The sequence below is a fragment of the Nodosilinea sp. P-1105 genome (assembly GCF_012911975.1).
Classification (GTDB): Bacteria; Cyanobacteriota; Cyanobacteriia; order Phormidesmidales; family Phormidesmidaceae; genus Nodosilinea.
In genome coordinates, this window is record NZ_SMDQ01000043.1 from 1 (window position 1) to 14,209 (window position 14,209).

The 14,209-nt window shown below is 45.9% G+C and carries 17 protein-coding genes and 1 pseudogene; 9 read left to right on the forward strand and 9 right to left on the reverse strand.

Annotated elements, in window-relative coordinates; genetic code table 11:
- Positions 1–104 precede the first annotated feature (104 nt).
- The gene (locus E1H13_RS17060) at positions 105–269 is read right to left on the reverse strand and encodes a DUF2283 domain-containing protein (protein WP_206070631.1); all 165 of its coding nucleotides are present in this window, start codon (positions 267–269) and stop codon (positions 105–107) included.
- A gap of 845 nt (positions 270–1,114) precedes the next feature.
- Between E1H13_RS17060 and E1H13_RS17065 the strand changes: the two genes are divergently transcribed.
- From E1H13_RS17065 to E1H13_RS17080, 4 genes are all read left to right on the forward strand, one after another.
- Positions 1,115–1,324 (forward strand): hypothetical protein, encoded by a 210-nt coding sequence (locus E1H13_RS17065; RefSeq protein ID WP_169614860.1) that lies wholly within the window; start codon positions 1,115–1,117, stop codon positions 1,322–1,324.
- The gene (locus E1H13_RS17070) at positions 1,321–1,821 is read left to right on the forward strand and encodes a hypothetical protein (RefSeq protein WP_169614861.1); all 501 of its coding nucleotides are present in this window, start codon (positions 1,321–1,323) and stop codon (positions 1,819–1,821) included. The genes E1H13_RS17065 and E1H13_RS17070 overlap by 4 nt, the downstream gene beginning before the upstream one ends.
- Positions 1,776–2,147, forward strand: a complete 372-nt coding sequence (locus E1H13_RS17075; RefSeq protein ID WP_169614863.1) for a hypothetical protein — start codon at positions 1,776–1,778, stop codon at positions 2,145–2,147. The genes E1H13_RS17070 and E1H13_RS17075 overlap by 46 nt, the downstream gene beginning before the upstream one ends.
- Positions 2,148–2,463: 316 nt before the next feature.
- Positions 2,464–2,766, forward strand: a complete 303-nt coding sequence (locus E1H13_RS17080) for a hypothetical protein (RefSeq protein WP_169614864.1) — start codon at positions 2,464–2,466, stop codon at positions 2,764–2,766.
- A gap of 172 nt (positions 2,767–2,938) precedes the next feature.
- Here the strand turns inward: E1H13_RS17080 and E1H13_RS17085 are convergent, their stop codons facing one another.
- From E1H13_RS17085 to E1H13_RS17095, 3 genes are read right to left on the reverse strand one after another with little or no spacing between them, the layout of a single operon-like run.
- Positions 2,939–3,967 carry a formamidase gene (locus E1H13_RS17085; protein WP_169614866.1) on the reverse strand — a complete coding sequence of 343 codons (1,029 nt, stop codon included), beginning with the start codon at positions 3,965–3,967 and terminating at the stop codon, positions 2,939–2,941.
- 58 nt (positions 3,968–4,025) lie between these two features.
- Positions 4,026–4,700 carry a nitrile hydratase subunit alpha gene (locus E1H13_RS17090; protein WP_169614867.1) on the reverse strand — a complete coding sequence of 225 codons (675 nt, stop codon included), beginning with the start codon at positions 4,698–4,700 and terminating at the stop codon, positions 4,026–4,028.
- A gap of 33 nt (positions 4,701–4,733) precedes the next feature.
- A complete protein-coding gene (locus tag E1H13_RS17095) occupies positions 4,734–5,516 on the reverse strand; it encodes an SH3-like domain-containing protein (protein ID WP_169614869.1) in 783 nt (260 codons plus the stop codon).
- A 925-nt stretch (positions 5,517–6,441) separates the two neighbouring features.
- Here E1H13_RS17095 and E1H13_RS17100 point away from each other — a divergent pair.
- Complete coding sequence (locus tag E1H13_RS17100) at positions 6,442–7,920, forward strand: CmpA/NrtA family ABC transporter substrate-binding protein (RefSeq protein WP_240966693.1); 1,479 nt, start codon at positions 6,442–6,444, stop codon at positions 7,918–7,920.
- A 483-nt stretch (positions 7,921–8,403) separates the two neighbouring features.
- Here the strand turns inward: E1H13_RS17100 and E1H13_RS17105 are convergent.
- Positions 8,404–8,559 (reverse strand): annotated as a pseudogene (locus E1H13_RS17105) (SDR family oxidoreductase); the annotation flags it as partial.
- 242 nt (positions 8,560–8,801) lie between these two features.
- On the opposite strand from E1H13_RS17105, the gene E1H13_RS17110 reads away from it, so the two are divergent.
- The gene (locus tag E1H13_RS17110) at positions 8,802–9,185 is read left to right on the forward strand and encodes an AbrB family transcriptional regulator (RefSeq protein ID WP_169614872.1); all 384 of its coding nucleotides are present in this window, start codon (positions 8,802–8,804) and stop codon (positions 9,183–9,185) included.
- Between the two features lie 73 nt (positions 9,186–9,258).
- On the forward strand, positions 9,259–10,086 hold the full coding sequence (locus tag E1H13_RS17115) for a dienelactone hydrolase family protein (protein ID WP_169614874.1): 828 nt from the start codon (positions 9,259–9,261) through the stop codon (positions 10,084–10,086).
- 327 nt (positions 10,087–10,413) lie between these two features.
- Here E1H13_RS17115 and E1H13_RS17120 read toward each other — a convergent pair whose 3' ends face one another.
- From E1H13_RS17120 to nthA, 4 genes are read right to left on the reverse strand one after another with little or no spacing between them, the layout of a single operon-like run.
- A complete protein-coding gene (locus tag E1H13_RS17120; protein WP_169614876.1) occupies positions 10,414–10,749 on the reverse strand; it encodes a nitrile hydratase accessory protein in 336 nt (111 codons plus the stop codon).
- A gap of 5 nt (positions 10,750–10,754) precedes the next feature.
- Complete coding sequence (locus E1H13_RS27705) at positions 10,755–11,123, reverse strand: SH3-like domain-containing protein (RefSeq protein ID WP_169614877.1); 369 nt, start codon at positions 11,121–11,123, stop codon at positions 10,755–10,757.
- 2 nt (positions 11,124–11,125) lie between these two features.
- Positions 11,126–11,434, reverse strand: coding sequence for an SH3-like domain-containing protein (locus E1H13_RS27710; RefSeq protein WP_169614879.1), 309 nt, complete (start codon positions 11,432–11,434; stop codon positions 11,126–11,128).
- An 11-nt stretch (positions 11,435–11,445) separates the two neighbouring features.
- The gene (gene nthA, locus E1H13_RS17135; protein ID WP_169614882.1) at positions 11,446–12,063 is read right to left on the reverse strand and encodes a nitrile hydratase subunit alpha; all 618 of its coding nucleotides are present in this window, start codon (positions 12,061–12,063) and stop codon (positions 11,446–11,448) included.
- Positions 12,064–12,237: 174 nt separating this feature from the next.
- Between nthA and E1H13_RS17140 the strand changes: the two genes are divergently transcribed.
- Together E1H13_RS17140 and E1H13_RS17145 are read left to right on the forward strand one after the other, a co-directional pair.
- Positions 12,238–12,960, forward strand: a complete 723-nt coding sequence (locus E1H13_RS17140) for an isochorismatase family cysteine hydrolase (RefSeq protein ID WP_169614884.1) — start codon at positions 12,238–12,240, stop codon at positions 12,958–12,960.
- Between the two features lie 205 nt (positions 12,961–13,165).
- Entirely contained in the window at positions 13,166–14,209 is a 1,044-nt protein-coding gene (locus E1H13_RS17145) for an ABC transporter substrate-binding protein (RefSeq protein ID WP_169614886.1), read from the forward strand.

Sequence of the window (14,209 nt, forward strand, 5' to 3'; positions counted from 1 at the left end):
CACCACGGCCCCCATGCCAGAGCAGGGGGTCTACATTTTGCGGGTGCATCCCAAAACCCCGGAATGGTTGGGGGCCAGCCCCCCACGGATAAAGTTTGGTGTCGCTAAGCCACTGCTGCAAGCTTAGCTCGTAGCCCAATCACGGTTAGCCCAATGACCTCTTGAGTGACTTCGTCATAGCGCAATATCACGCCATTACCAATGTCAACACCAACGGCAGGGCGAGGTTCGCCAACCGATAGGTACAAGACATCTGCTTCTATTGTCATAGTCCCAATTAGCTCGATTGGACGCTTGTAGAATCTTTACTCGTGGAGCTATTTGGAGGCTCGGTACATTATTCATCAGTCCGTACTCGGGTCGACCCTACAGCGAGCAGACGTATCACAGTACCATCAGACTCAAGTCTCATCGGTTAGTTGGCAAGGCGATAACGCCACATACCATGCGCTATTTCTGGGCCACATGGGGCTTTCAGGTCGGCTTGTCAGATATCGAGCTAAGGTCCCTAGCTTACATGATGGGCCATAGTGTCGACACGCTCCGACGTCTGTACGCGAAACTAACGCCTGTGGAGCAACAACAGGCCATTGAAGATGCTATCACTATCCGACTTTGTTCTGATAGTGATGCAGAGGTGCTGCCACTGTCAAAACTATTGCGGGCTGTACACCACTTAGCCCGAGGAGATCAGAAGCAACTCTTTCAACACCTTCAGCAACTTTTAGACGAGGGAGGTGAATCTCAACAGAAGACATCCTAAGCCGTACTACAGAGTGCTTTGAATAACCCCTGCCAGAGCAAATCTAGCAGGGGTTTTCTGCGAGTCATCCTGGCTTATTGCCCATAAGCAAATGTGCTCTGTGCCAGTAGGGCTAAAGAATGGACTAAACTTGGCCTGTGCTGCCTTGTGCCAGTTGTCTCAAAGCCTTATTTCGCCGTTCTACCTAAAAGTCTCATCCCAACCTCTCGATTGGCGCGGATGCCTTGTGTAGAGAGGGTTCCCGTAGGATATTCAGCTGTGGAGTGGTTGCGGCGCGGGCAACTAGCCAGATAATACAAGGGAACTAAGTTGCCCTAAACCAGGGGTGGGTTTCAATGAGGGGATTTGCCAATGACCTACTTGTCAGACCCCGAGGGCGTCCCCGAAGATTGGGATGAGCCGATCCTGGCCGATGGTCAGCAGCAGGCCAGGCGAAAGTGCAAGGCAATGGCCGAAGACTATACTGAACAGGGTCGTTCAGAGGTTGAGTTGATCGACGTCATCAAGGCCAGTACGAAGACCCGAAACCGCTACCTGTGTCGATTCAGGAGTCAGCCATGAATGTTACCCAGCTTGTGTTTGCTTGGCCTCGGGAGGCTCAGTACTCCTGTGAACCTGATACCTACCAAGGATGGGCCATTGAGGACTATGACTTCGAGCTGAGTGGAGTTGCCCCTGCGGCAGGCGATGTCCGTTCCTGGGAAGGACGGCAGTGGACAGTAGCGCAGGTAGAGGATTATTCCCCCGCCGATGGCTCGGAAAACAGTTTCAGCGTGGCGGTGCTGACCCTGGATGGCCAAGTACCCGATCGCGACCCGTGGGACAGCGCCGGGCAGCGGCTCATGTATGTTTGCGTCTCCCCCGACGATGTGTTGTTTGGCCTACCGGAGCACCCCGAGGCGCTCCCTGAAGTTGGTTCTGAAGTCCACGATATGCCGGGCTGGGTGGCCAGCACCGTGAGGGAATTTGAGCCGGTTACTGAGGGCACCTATGACCAGGTATTGGTCTACTGGTGCGCTGCGGCAGTCATGCCCCAGCAACAGGCGATCGCCGCTTAGAGACGGCGATCGCCCTCCCGTTTCAAAGCCCTTGCCATCTGGTGGTATTTTGGGTCGGTGTGACGCCACTTACCGCCAGTTACCGCTTTTGCCCGCCAGGGCTCTCTGATTCTGACTCCCTGGGCGGCCTGGGGCGACACCGAGCGTTGAATGGCACAGTAGCCCTAGCGGCGAGGGAGACTACGCCCAGGAGGGCTACGCTTCCGAACCGTTCAGACACTACGCCATCGGTGGCGGGGCTCAGTGCCTCAAAACTTCATCCAGTAAGCGGTTTAACGATCGGCGACCAACAAAATACCCCTGGCAATCGCCAGGGGCTGATGTGAAATTCCATGGAGCTATTATGCCCGTACTGCTCCAGGGCTGCGATCGCATTGTTGATGCCCTAGTAAGCCTGATCCAATTCGGCCTGGGCTTATCGCTAGCTCGATGTAGGCTAAACCCCTGATATACAACCAACGCAGGCTTTTCTATTTTACGCCTTAGCAACCCGGCGCAAGGGGTTCCCAAGCTGCGTCAGGCTGATTGAGTGGTCGCTGCGCGTTTTTTCTTGGGCCTGCCTTGCCCTTGCGCCTAGTCTGGCCGCCCTCTGGGGGGGGAAGCCGGTGGCGTGGAAGGGAGCCGTAGCGTTTGGTTTCTTCTATGCTTCCTGTTTCTTACGAGTTTGTGGCTGGTTTGGCTACTGAGTTTGGTGCGGTCGAGTGCTCCTGGCGGGAGTCCGACAGGTCGTTCACCGGCTTCGTGGCTGAAGTGTGGTTTGACCAGTTGCCTGCTGACTTCGCTGTGCGGTGGGCTCGGGTGGTGGGTTACTCGGTGCTGGTGCGCTCGGTGTCCTCTGGGCCGGGGTCGTTTGCGGTGTCGGTGCCCTGTACGGTTCCTGGTGGCCAGGTGCAGCTGGTTGGTGGTGTGCGGGGTGGCCGGGTTCGCTGTCGGTTGGTGGGTTAGTTGCCTGGGGGGCTGCGGCTCCCCTTTTTTTGCGTTGAGCGGAGGGATGCGATCGCTGGTACCCCACCTCTGCAGAGCGTTACTTGTATAACGAAAACAAGTATTACCTCGCTCCAGAAAACTTTGTGCACATAAAAAACTACTCATTAATTGTCAGTTGATAAATAATCAGTTAGCTAACAGCTGCATTTAGATCTGGAGGAACTCCTTCGCCTTGATATTCTCGACTAGGAAGGGGAAAGCCGCAGGAAGTACCATCAGTGTAAACCACCTCATCTTCCCAAGGTAATCGATAAGAGCCATCAACTAAGTCCTTCATGTAAGTATACGGACAGTCTTGGGCACCGCCTTTTACTGCAACATAACCACGATGGCCAAATTGATAAATATTGTTCTCAACACTCCAATATTTACGTGATTCTCGAACTAAATCAGGCCGAACTTCAGCAGTAATGATTTCGTCTGGACGATGACTTCCCATAACAAGAGGTTCACCGTCAAAATTGACAATCATTCCTTCGCCCATCGAATCGAATGTCCCATCAGTCCCACACATACAAACAGAGATAGTGATTATCTGATTACAGAATGCATTAGCTTGGTTTGTGATTCGCCAAGCATGACGGATTGGAGCAGTATAGCCTGCTGTCCTAATCATAATTTCTGCACCCTTATAGGCACATTCTCTTGCCATTTCTGGAAACATACCATCATGACAAATAATTAAAGCAATCTTGCTGCCGTTAGGCCCCTCACACACGGGTATGCCTAGATTCCCTGGTTCCCATGGCTCTACAGGTACCCAAGGATGAAGCTTCCTATAGTAAAGTTTTAACTCCCCCTTACTGTCAATAATAATCCCACTATTGTAAGGGTTGCCATTAGGGTTATATTCCATTATGGAAAAACAACCCCATATGTCATTGCTGACACAGGCTTTTCGGAAAGCCTCTACTTCTGGACCATCCAGCCGACACATAATCTCAGAATTAGTGTCCATTGAGAGACCATGAAGGGAATACTCTGGGAAAACCACTAAGTCCATCGTCGGCATATTACGTCTTGCTTTGCCTACCATATCGACAATACGCTGAGTTTGGGCTGCTAAGTCGTCACGTGTTACAACATTAGGTAGCTGTAGCTGTACTGCCCCAAAAACTACACCACTAGGAGTTTTGTTAAGTCCACCAAGTCCGCTCATGAATTATTCCCCTAAAGAAGATGAATTTTGATATCAACGATACAAATAGATTGAATCGCTAAGGAGCGTTTGCGAAAGAAACACCAATCATGCTATCACGAGTAACTAAAGGAATTAAAGTCTCCTCATCCCATCCTTCAGTTCCTTTAGGTCTAAGAGGAATGACAAGATATCTAGTATCTGCATTGCTATCCATTACTCTAATCTCAACATCCTTTTCAATTACAGTTCCAAAATCATTTTCTAAAACTCCTCTCGGATCAACTACTACTCTATTACGATAAGCTGTACTCTTATACCAAGAAGGCGGATGATATCCGAGTATTGCTCTTGGATAGCAAGAGCAAAGAGTACAAACTACTACATGATGGACAAATTCTGTATTCTCAACAACTTCAAGCCTTTTAATCTCAACAGTGTCAATATCCATTTCTCTGCAAGCTGCTTTGCCATCTTCACACAAGCGGAGCTTGAAATCTGGATCAACCCAAGCCCGAGCAACAAGACGAGCCCCTAGCATAGGCGTAACAGAGTCTTCTCTTTCAATTTCACGCCTTACATCAGCAGCTGTGAAAAATCCTTTTTCTTCTAAAAGCTTTTGAATGACTCTCGTACGCTGGTTCCAGTATGCTTCATCATCATTGATGGGCGGATGATCATGGTCGTGGTCTTCCACGCTTGTCTCAGAAACTTTGTAGAAGGGATATCTATTTTGCGCTTGTATGTCTTCCATAGCAAGAAACCAAAAACTTACTCCATGTCCAGTTCAACTTAATTTGGTAAGCCAATGCTCATATAATTCAACCCTGATTTTATCATTTTTACTGTTATCAGGACACAATTTTCCCCACACATCCTCTAGAACAAACTCAACTAAGTATAAGGGTAAACGTGTTACTTTTTTCTTGAAGTGAGCAACATCTTCCGGATTTAGGAAACTGCCTTGCAAACTGACTACTTTACCCTTTTTCCTCAATAAATATACTGGTGTCCGAATATGTCCTTTCTTTCCTAGTGACACTACTTCAACCCAGTCGCCTACTTGATAACCTAATTCACCTTGATTCAACTCTTCTACATAAGGGGTATATGCAATTCTGGACATCACCTTACCAGATTTATCAAACGATAAGTAGTTTTCATCTTCATTTTTCAAATCTTCACGACTGAAGAAACCAAGCTCTAAAAGAACAGTTTCAAGAGCTAGAACTCTTCTTTCTCCATATTTCGGAAGCCTATCTAATAAAAAATCAGGCAAATCAAAAATAATATCAGAACTAAATAATTTACTTTCAAAAATTCCATCAACTTCTTCGGCTGCCCTGCGAATAGGATCAAGACTAGGAAGATAACCCTTTTGAATCATAAGATTGTGTATTGAAATAATACGTTTTTCAAAAATGTTGATATCTAACTCAGATTGATCAATGCTTGAGCTGTCAGTAGGGTTGTGAGGAATTTGACGATGGTTTTTCTTGGGCGGAATCTCACACATTAAAATCATGCCTCCTCTTTTTGATGTCAAATGAATAAATGCACCTACTAGCATCTGATCAAGACAAAAAAACAAATAGCAAAGCATTAAATTCAAGTTTCAGTTAGAGCTTAAGAGGAAAATTATTCATCTAACATGCAATCATCATAAACCACTGAATAGTAAATGTCAAAACTCTGGAGTTTTCAAAATTTCAAACTCAAAGATCAATGTACTGTAGGTTTTGAATTGTGAATATCATTGAAACAATTTACAATGATATTCAAAGACGAAGTATGTTGCCTTTTTTTGAAAAAATCTCAAACACTTTAATTCATGAGAAATTATCAAGAGAAATAAAGGATGAGAGTAATTACTCAATAACCGCTGGTAAAGTCCTGAATCAGAAGCCTCAAACGTCGCAAACTCATTGATCAGAGGCCAAGTTACCAGCACTTATTGAGAAGGTGCGGTTGAGGCATCCATGAAAACTTACTAGAAGTTGATTTCACTTATTAAAGTTATCCATTTGGGATTACCTTCGCCATTCCGTCATCTACCTATAGTTGGCAATCCTCATGGTTAAAACAGTAGTCTAGATGACAGAATCGTATTTGACTCAGGTTGAGAATCCGTAATATTGAGGTGCAACTATCAAAAGGAAGATATTTGAAAACCCTGAGCTTTACATTTCTGTGGCAAGTGCTACTATTTTTTGGGTTTGTTTCTGCTATACCTCGTCATGAATTGAAGGTGGCTAACAGTACTTTTTAGGAGCGATCCTGCTTTTCCAGTCTAGCTTTTTGGAAATTGGACAAGCAAGTACCTGTCTTTTAGTTTGTACTTCAGGCGTTCTAACTGTTTTTTACTTGGGTTGATACAAGCCATGCTTACAGGCTCTTCAATACTTGACAAGTGTAGTGGTTCTATATCTAACTACATCGAATGCTCGTGTGGCTATACTCATGAAAGGTCTGATCATTGTGATTTCGCCAGCACAATGCCACAGGATCCACTAGAGCTTATCGATGACTTAAGCAGAATGGGGTTTTATGATCCTAAAGCTATACCGATAGCGGAAGAATTAAGTTTTAAGGAAATTAGGAAGACATTATTCCTCAGGATGGCCGTACAGGGCAATCCTAAGAGAGAAAAGCTCTGCAATGCTTTGATCCAACAGGCTGGAGGGCTAGATGCAGCATTCTCAGCTGCTTTTGGGCCAAAGGCTGGCGAATTTTTCGGAGATGCCATCAAGGCTAGTAGTATAACGAGAAAGGAGTTTCTTAGAAATCTAGCGGTTGGTGCAGCTTTGGTTTCATTAACAAATTGTGCTGGTCCATCAAATGACGCAGTTACTCAAGGAGCTGGCGATGATGAGATCATAGGTAATTTAGAGAAGACCACTATCAAAGTTGGATTTGTACCAATTACTTGTGCTACGCCCATCTTAATGGCAGGGCCACGTGGGATATATGAGAAGTATGGTCTTAACGTTGAGTTGGTTAAAATGCCAGGGTGGGCTGCCGTTCGAGATGCGATATCTTCGGGTGAGCTCGATGCGTCTCACCTTATTGCTCCAATGCCAATAGCAATGACCCTTGGTATTGGCTCTACAGCATTTTCAACAAGGTCACTAATTATAAGTAACCTGAATGGAAATGCAATCACGGTTGCTAAGCAGCATGAGCAGAGAGTTAAAGGACCGGCGGACTTTAAAGGTTTTAGAATTGCCATTCCCTTTCCATATTCAACTCACACTCTCTTATTGCGATATTATTTAGCTACAGGTGGGTTAGATCCTGATACAGATGTTCAGTTGGATGTTGTTCCTCCACCTGACACTGTGGCTCAGATGTCAATTGGCGACTTAGATGCCATGCTAATTGCTGAGCCATTTAATCAGAGATTAGTTTCTGAAGGGGCTGGTTACATCCACATGCTCAGTAAAGATTTATGGCCAGGGCACCCATGCTGTATCCTAGGTGCTGGCCAAGAGTGGATGGATAATCATCCTAATACTTTCCAGGCATTAACAAAAGCAGTCTTAGAGGCAGCTCATTATTCAAAAGATAAGAGCAATAGATCGGAAATTTCTCAAACTTTGTCAACACGAGCATTTCTTAATCAGCCACAAGAGGTTCTGGATTCAGTATATTTAGGAAATTTTGATGATGGCCGAGGTAATAGTCTAGATATCCCTGATCGGGTTGATTTCGATCCTTACCCATGGCAAAGTTTTTCTCACTGGATTGTTTCTCAAATGGTACGCTGGAATAATCTGAGTCAGGAAGCTTTAACAGACTATCGTCAGATTGGAGAAGAGATTTTCCTAAGTGAGTTAATTCAGGAAATGTCCACAGAACTCAATCTCCCTGTTCCTAATGAGAAAGAAAGAGTTGAACAACTGATGTTTGATAGTTTAGATCCAAATGATCCTAAGGGATATTTGCAAAACCAATTGGAAAAATACGGCTTATAGTGAGAAAGAGCGAGTGAAGTTGTGCTTTATAAACTTGATAATGTGAGAAGCTTCTGAAAACTTTGATGTATGGGGACTCTAACGGAATTAGAAACTTCTGCGAATCACTCATATTTAGGATCTAATTCGACGAATCTGAATTTGTGTTCAGGAACAGTCAGCATTTGGGGTGCATCCTAGTTTTGCAAATGTCATTCTGTTCGCTTTAGCGGCTCTGAAAGAGTAATGTAGCGATAGCGAAGTGAAGAATCTCGATCTTGTGCAAGAACTGAGATCCTTCGCTACGCTCCGTTCTGCTCATGATGACAAAAGTGGGATGTACCCCGCGCCATAGTCGCCATTGTAGGGTAGACCTCCTAAAGGAAACTAAACGTAGGGCGCTCCATTGTCGCTCTAGCAGCCCTGGCAAAGGTGTCACTCCAGCGGCAATCACAGAAGCCGGTTGCGATCGCCCTTTACCAGTCATTCTTCATAGATCATCTTTTAGGTCATGCCATCATCAATGACAACGTTCTGCCCCGTGATAAAGCCTGCCTTATCTGACAATAGGAAGTGAGTCATTTCAGCGATGTCCTGGGGTTGGCCGACTCGACCCACAGGATGTTGCTGGTGGTCTACAGTGCTCAGGTTAGCGGCCTGGGGTGGATGCTTGTTCGTTAATATCGGCAATAACAACCTGCCATCCCTGGTGAAGTAGATGTGTCGTCATGCCCAGTCCAATTCCTTAGGCTCCTCCAGTGACTAGGGCAACTGACTGCTCTTTTGCCTGATTCATTAGGTGATAACCCTTTTTGTTGCTTAACATTCTAGATGCTAGCAGGATCTATAATTCCAGTACGAAATCCTGAAAATCTGGTGTTTTATTGCAGGAATAATTAAGAATGGCAACAAAATCTAAAGAGTGTTTGACTGGCAAAGAGCTATTGAAAGCAGTCAAAGAGAACGATAGTCTCTCCAAGCGTGAGCTGGCTAAAGAATGTGGCTATTACACCGCTGGTAAAGGCGGCAAGCCTCGGGTGAACCTAGCTGAATTCTATGATGCCTTGCTGTCGGCAAAGGGCATTCAGTTAGACCCTGAGAAGAACAAAGACGGTCGAGGCCGAGAGGCATCCTATACGGTGACGGTTCATAAAAACGGTCAGATTGTGATTGGTTCTGCCTATACCTCAGAAATGGGGCTTCAGCCTGGGGATGAGTTTCAGATCAAGATGGGCTATAAGCATATTCGCTTGGTCAAGTCAGGTGAAGAGGATGCGGAAGAGTAGCGGTTAGATCAGTGCCCCTGGTACCTTACTGGGGGCTGATCGAGCCTATCAGACGCTTTTGGGTTGCGATCCCATGAAAGACTTTTCTACCTTTGAGTTTGCTAGTGAGGGGTTCCCAGCTCGACCTGTCTATACAAAAGGCACTGGGCCTGCCGTAGTGCTGCTGCATGAGTTGCCTGGCATGATTCCTGAATGCGTAGACCTAGGGCGACAAATTGCAGCGGCTGGCTTTACAGTCTACATGCCTCTCTTGTTTGACCAACCAGATCGCCCCTTCTCAGTGGTGAAAACCCTGGGATTAGTGGCCCAACTCTGCATCAGTCAAGAGTTTTACTGCTTTGCCAAGCATCAGTCGAGCCCCATTACCCAGTGGCTTAAAGCCCTTTGTCGAAAAGCTCACCAGGACTGTGGTGGACCGGGGGTTGGGGTGATTGGTATGTGTCTGACCGGGGGCTTTGTACTGTCTCTGATGGCCGATGAATCGGTGCTGGCCCCGGTGGCGAGTCAGCCCTCGTTGCCCATTGGTATGACTAGGGACCATAGGGCAGCGTTAGGAGTCTCCCAGGATGACCTGGAGGCCGCAAAGGCCAGGGCTGATGCTGGGGTACCCCTATTGGCCATTCGCTTTTCTGAGGACAGCACCAGTCCCAAGGAGCGCTTTGATACCCTGCGCCAAACCTTTGGGGGCACGCCTGAGGTGGTGAGGGACGATGAGATGATGTGCTGGAAGCGAGGGAAGGCCCTGGAGACCATCGAGATCAACTCTGGCCCTGGAAACCGGTTTGGTATATCCCCCAGGGCTCACCCAGCTCTAACCCTGGAGTTAAGGCAGGCAGGCCATCCGACCCGTGGGGCTTTTGAGCGGGTACTGGGGTTTATGCAAGAGCAGTTACGACAGTAGCGTTGGGGGCGATACTCTGTAGCAATTGTTGAGCGATCGCCTCTTTACCTCTCCTACGCTCCAAAATAGCTTCTCGCTGAAGTCATAGGTGATGCTTCAGTGTACTTCTCAATGTGGGACGCTATACCTGTCATAGCAGTCAGGAGCCAGGAGTCAGAATATAAGCAGGGACTGAATTTTGGCTTCTGGGCTCTGACTGCTAGCCTCTTCAGGATTTTCCAGTTTAGGTTTAGCCCCAGTACTTCTTTTCTTACTTTTGCGATGAGTAACATGTTAGCTTTTTAGGGCACCACAAGCAAATAGGTTCTCAGTAATTATGATCTAATATCAGTGCCCATGTTCTAGTTTCTGCTCTGCTCTCAGCTCATTAATTTTCGTGTGAATAGCTTGAATATCTAACAGTCCCTTATCTACGAGTAATTTTTCACAGGCCCCCACCCACTGTTCATAGTAAGTGTCTGTATCATGATTAACTTGTTCTGTAGCCTTAATTTCAGATGAGAGATATTGGGTCCATTCAGGCCAAGTACAATGTTCAAGTGTTGCTAACTGATTCACAATAGCAAAGGCTCTGGCCTCCCAAGGGGTTTTGAACACAGGTTCTTTATCTAGATTTGACATAGGATAAGATGCTGACGAAGAAAAATTTTGAGGAAGTTTCATCGAGTCTAAACAGTGTCTAAATGATCATCGAATAGATCAATGTGAAGGAAATCTTTAGGTGATGCATCCGGCCCCCAGATATCCTGAGCTGCAAAGCGTACATTGTACACATACTGAGGTTTGGTATCCAGTCGCTGACCAATTGTGTCTGGGAAAACATATACTCCATGTACTTTAGCAATAGTGCCGACCTTTCCTCGCACGTAGCGTGGCAGACGAGTGTAAGTCACGGGGTGCATAACCTTTGCTTTAACCATATCCCCCACCTGAAACTTAGGTGGAGCATTGGTAACCCCGCGACAGTTGACCCCAGACTGTAATAGGATTTCAGCTTGAGCCACACTCATACATTCGTTACTGGTTTCTATTGCCATCGTTAGTATTCTTCTTGCGAAAGCTTAGCTATGCGTTGTTCAATTTCTTCGGGTGTAACCAGGTTATGCTCAGTAATCAAGAGTTCCAGGGCGTAGAGCCACCGTTCATAGTAGGAAGATGTAAGATAATCCCCTGGAGGCATCCGCTCGGAAGCATGGCGGGTTTCATCTACTGGGAAATAATTGCAGAAGGTGGCAAAGCTCATAGCAAAAACCTTAGCCTCCCATTGAGAATGGAAAACAGACTCATCTGCTTCAATTGGAATAGGTCCCATGCCGTGCATTCCACCCATGTCGTGGGGACCATTCATAGCATGTCCTCCTAGGCTGTAATGGTTGAAGGTGATCGAGGGGGATAAACTTTAGCCGTGCCAATCATGGCATTTCGGGTAACTAGATCAGCAAGAGCTTCTTCAGACATGTCTTCGGTGCCGCTAGGTCGCTCAGGTAATACCAGGTACCGTAAGTCAGCATTACTGTCCCACACTCGGATTTCGACCTCATCAGGAATATCCAGACCGAATTCTTGCAGCACTTTGCGGGGCTCAATAACAGCACGAGATCGGTAGGCAAAAGACTTGTACCAGGTTGGGGGTAACCCCAGAATGGCCCAGGGATAGCAGGAACAGAGAGTGCAGACAACTAAGTTGTGAACCTGGGGCGTATTTTCCACAACAACCATATGCTCGCTGGAAAAACCTGTTAGGCCTAGTTCTGCGATCGCACTAGTACCATCAGCCAATAATCGTTGCTTGTAATCATAGCTTACCCAGGCTTTCGCTACAATACGAGCTCCGTTATGGGGACCAATGCGGTGTTCATAGGCATCAATGATGGCATCCAAGGTAGCAGGATCAATAATCCCCTTTTCTGCTAAAAGTGACTCAATTGCCCTAACACGAAGAGCAATATCAGATTCCGAATGATGGGAATGGGGCATGATTCAAGAAGAAATGACGAAAATTGAGTATTAGGAGGGTGGCTATGTCAATACACAATACAATCAAAGACAAAATTTATCATCAGATATGGCAGGTGAGTATAATTTTCAAAAAAAATGGTAATAAATAGAATAAGCTTGTAAACTCATAGAATTGCTTCATGAGATAGGTTTATGGTGAAAATAGAAACTCATACTCATTCCTTTGACTTGTCAATAAAAAATACGGCTTTGCTTATTGTCGATATGCAGAATGATTTTTGTCATCCCGATGGATTTAATGCAAATCAGCTAAATTTAGACTTGACTTCGATTAGAGCTATTATCCCATCAATTCAATCTCTTCTAGAATGGTCTCGCAACTTGGGTATGGCAGTCATCTTTACTCGAGAAAGTCATCCTCCTGATCTGTCTGACTTAACTGATAGCAAGCAAAAACGATATTCCAATGCAGGTTCTCCTATTGGTCAGTCGGGAAAAATGGGACGGTTCTTAGTTCAGGGAGAAAAAGGAGTGGAAATCATTGAGGAACTACGCCCTTTACCCCACGAGACACAACTAGATAAACCGGCACATTCCTGTTTTGTCAATACCCCCCTAGATCATAAGCTACGTAACAATAATATTACCCACCTAATTATTGCTGGTGTAACAACCCAGTGTTGTGTTCTAGCAACTTACCGTCATGCTAGCGATTTGGGCTACTATTGCCTCTTGCTGGACGACTGCTGTGCCACCTTTGACCCGGAAGACCATAATGCAACCATCCGTATTCTTCAGTCTGAAGGAGGTGTACTGGGTTGGGTTGCTCACTCCTCAATGCTTTATCATGCTTTTCACCCTCTGACTTCTCATCACCCAACCCTCACGCATCCCAATAAAATGGGCAGGCACTGAGGTATATCTTTGCTAAAAGCGCAGGAAAAAAACCGATTAATTGTTCTAAAAGCAAAGAATGACATCTTTTTTGCAGAATTTTGTGTCCTTGGTTACAAAAAAGTGGCGCTTATACCTTTACTCTCACGATCAGATGGTTTCGGCTAGCGATAGGTAAGTTGGACTTCCAATTTGTTCGGGTTTCTTGCTAATTAGGTGTGTTCCCATGTTACGGAAGCGTGTTCCTCTCCTTTTTGTGATCGTTGCTGGCTTTGCAGGGGCTTGTGCTTCAGGACCGCCTACGGACAGGAATGCACTCGAGTCAAGCAGTTCTGAATCCACGCCCTCTAGTAGCTTAATACCGGTTAAAGCAGGCCACTTAGTGGCCTTGGATATGGCTCCTTTATTTGTGGGAGTTGAGTCAGACTGCTTTGAGAAAGCTGGGTTAGCAGTAGAAACGGTATTTTTCACAAACCCAGGGGATAATAATGCGGCCCTTGCTGGAGGACAAATTGACTTCAGTACCAATCCTTTTACCCTGCCGTTTTTTGCTGCTAATAGTGGTGTACCCATTAAGACAGTAGCTGCAGCAGGTGGTTGGGGCGTTATGCAGGTGATTATTGATAGTAACTATGGGGTTGAATCTCTAGCTGACCTAGCTACCTACGTCACTGAGAATCCAAATGAAACCTTGAAGGTTGCTACTCTACGAGGAGATACCCTTGAGTTGATCCTGGCAGACGGGTTTGAGAAAGCGGGTATTGACTCAAGTGATTTTGATATGGTCTATTTCGATGACCTTCTGGCCATGGTAGATGCATTTCGCCTAGGAGAAGTCGATATTCTCAGCCATATTAAACCCTACACTACTCAATTTGTAGCTATGGGCAGTGCAAATGTTATCACCGATAACGCTGAGGTTTGGTCTATTACGACGCCAAATACAGTAGTTAGTGTTTTAGAAACAACCCTTGATCAACGCCCTGAAGTTGTAGAGGCGTATATTCAGGGATTACAATGTGCAGCAGAAATTATTAATACTGATCCTGAGACTGCTATTGAGTTATTGGCAAACGGTAACTATTACCGTGTTGACAATGATGTATTACTGACTGCATTCCAGACACAACCTTCTCCCATAACCTTTACCCCAGACCTAGATGCCGTCCAAACGGTTGTCGATAAAATGGTTCAACTGAACTATATTCAAGCAGATGTGCCAGCGCAAGAGATTTTTGATGTCTCTATTGTGAAAGAGCTAGAGAAGTAG

Bases quoted from the DNA above. Each gene is read 5' to 3' on its own strand.
- E1H13_RS17090 (WP_169614867.1), bottom strand. From the start codon at position 4,700: ATGGAAGACATACAAGCGCAAAATAGATATCCCTTCTACAAAGTTTCT.
- E1H13_RS17085 (WP_169614866.1), bottom strand. From the start codon at position 3,967: ATGAGCGGACTTGGTGGACTTAACAAAACTCCTAGTGGTGTAGTTTTT.
- E1H13_RS17120 (WP_169614876.1), bottom strand. From the start codon at position 10,749: ATGAAACTTCCTCAAAATTTTTCTTCGTCAGCATCTTATCCTATGTCA.
- E1H13_RS17060 (WP_206070631.1), bottom strand. From the start codon at position 269: ATGACAATAGAAGCAGATGTCTTGTACCTATCGGTTGGCGAACCTCGC.
- E1H13_RS27705 (WP_169614877.1), bottom strand. From the start codon at position 11,123: ATGGCAATAGAAACCAGTAACGAATGTATGAGTGTGGCTCAAGCTGAA.
- E1H13_RS27710 (WP_169614879.1), bottom strand. From the start codon at position 11,434: ATGAATGGTCCCCACGACATGGGTGGAATGCACGGCATGGGACCTATT.
- E1H13_RS17065 (WP_169614860.1), top strand. From the start codon at position 1,115: ATGACCTACTTGTCAGACCCCGAGGGCGTCCCCGAAGATTGGGATGAG.
- nthA (WP_169614882.1), bottom strand. From the start codon at position 12,063: ATGCCCCATTCCCATCATTCGGAATCTGATATTGCTCTTCGTGTTAGG.
- E1H13_RS17080 (WP_169614864.1), top strand. From the start codon at position 2,464: ATGCTTCCTGTTTCTTACGAGTTTGTGGCTGGTTTGGCTACTGAGTTT.
- E1H13_RS17140 (WP_169614884.1), top strand. From the start codon at position 12,238: ATGGTGAAAATAGAAACTCATACTCATTCCTTTGACTTGTCAATAAAA.
- E1H13_RS17145 (WP_169614886.1), top strand. From the start codon at position 13,166: ATGTTACGGAAGCGTGTTCCTCTCCTTTTTGTGATCGTTGCTGGCTTT.
- E1H13_RS17070 (WP_169614861.1), top strand. From the start codon at position 1,321: ATGAATGTTACCCAGCTTGTGTTTGCTTGGCCTCGGGAGGCTCAGTAC.
- E1H13_RS17110 (WP_169614872.1), top strand. From the start codon at position 8,802: ATGGCAACAAAATCTAAAGAGTGTTTGACTGGCAAAGAGCTATTGAAA.
- E1H13_RS17100 (WP_240966693.1), top strand. From the start codon at position 6,442: ATGCCACAGGATCCACTAGAGCTTATCGATGACTTAAGCAGAATGGGG.
- E1H13_RS17115 (WP_169614874.1), top strand. From the start codon at position 9,259: ATGAAAGACTTTTCTACCTTTGAGTTTGCTAGTGAGGGGTTCCCAGCT.
- E1H13_RS17095 (WP_169614869.1), bottom strand. From the start codon at position 5,516: ATGCTAGTAGGTGCATTTATTCATTTGACATCAAAAAGAGGAGGCATG.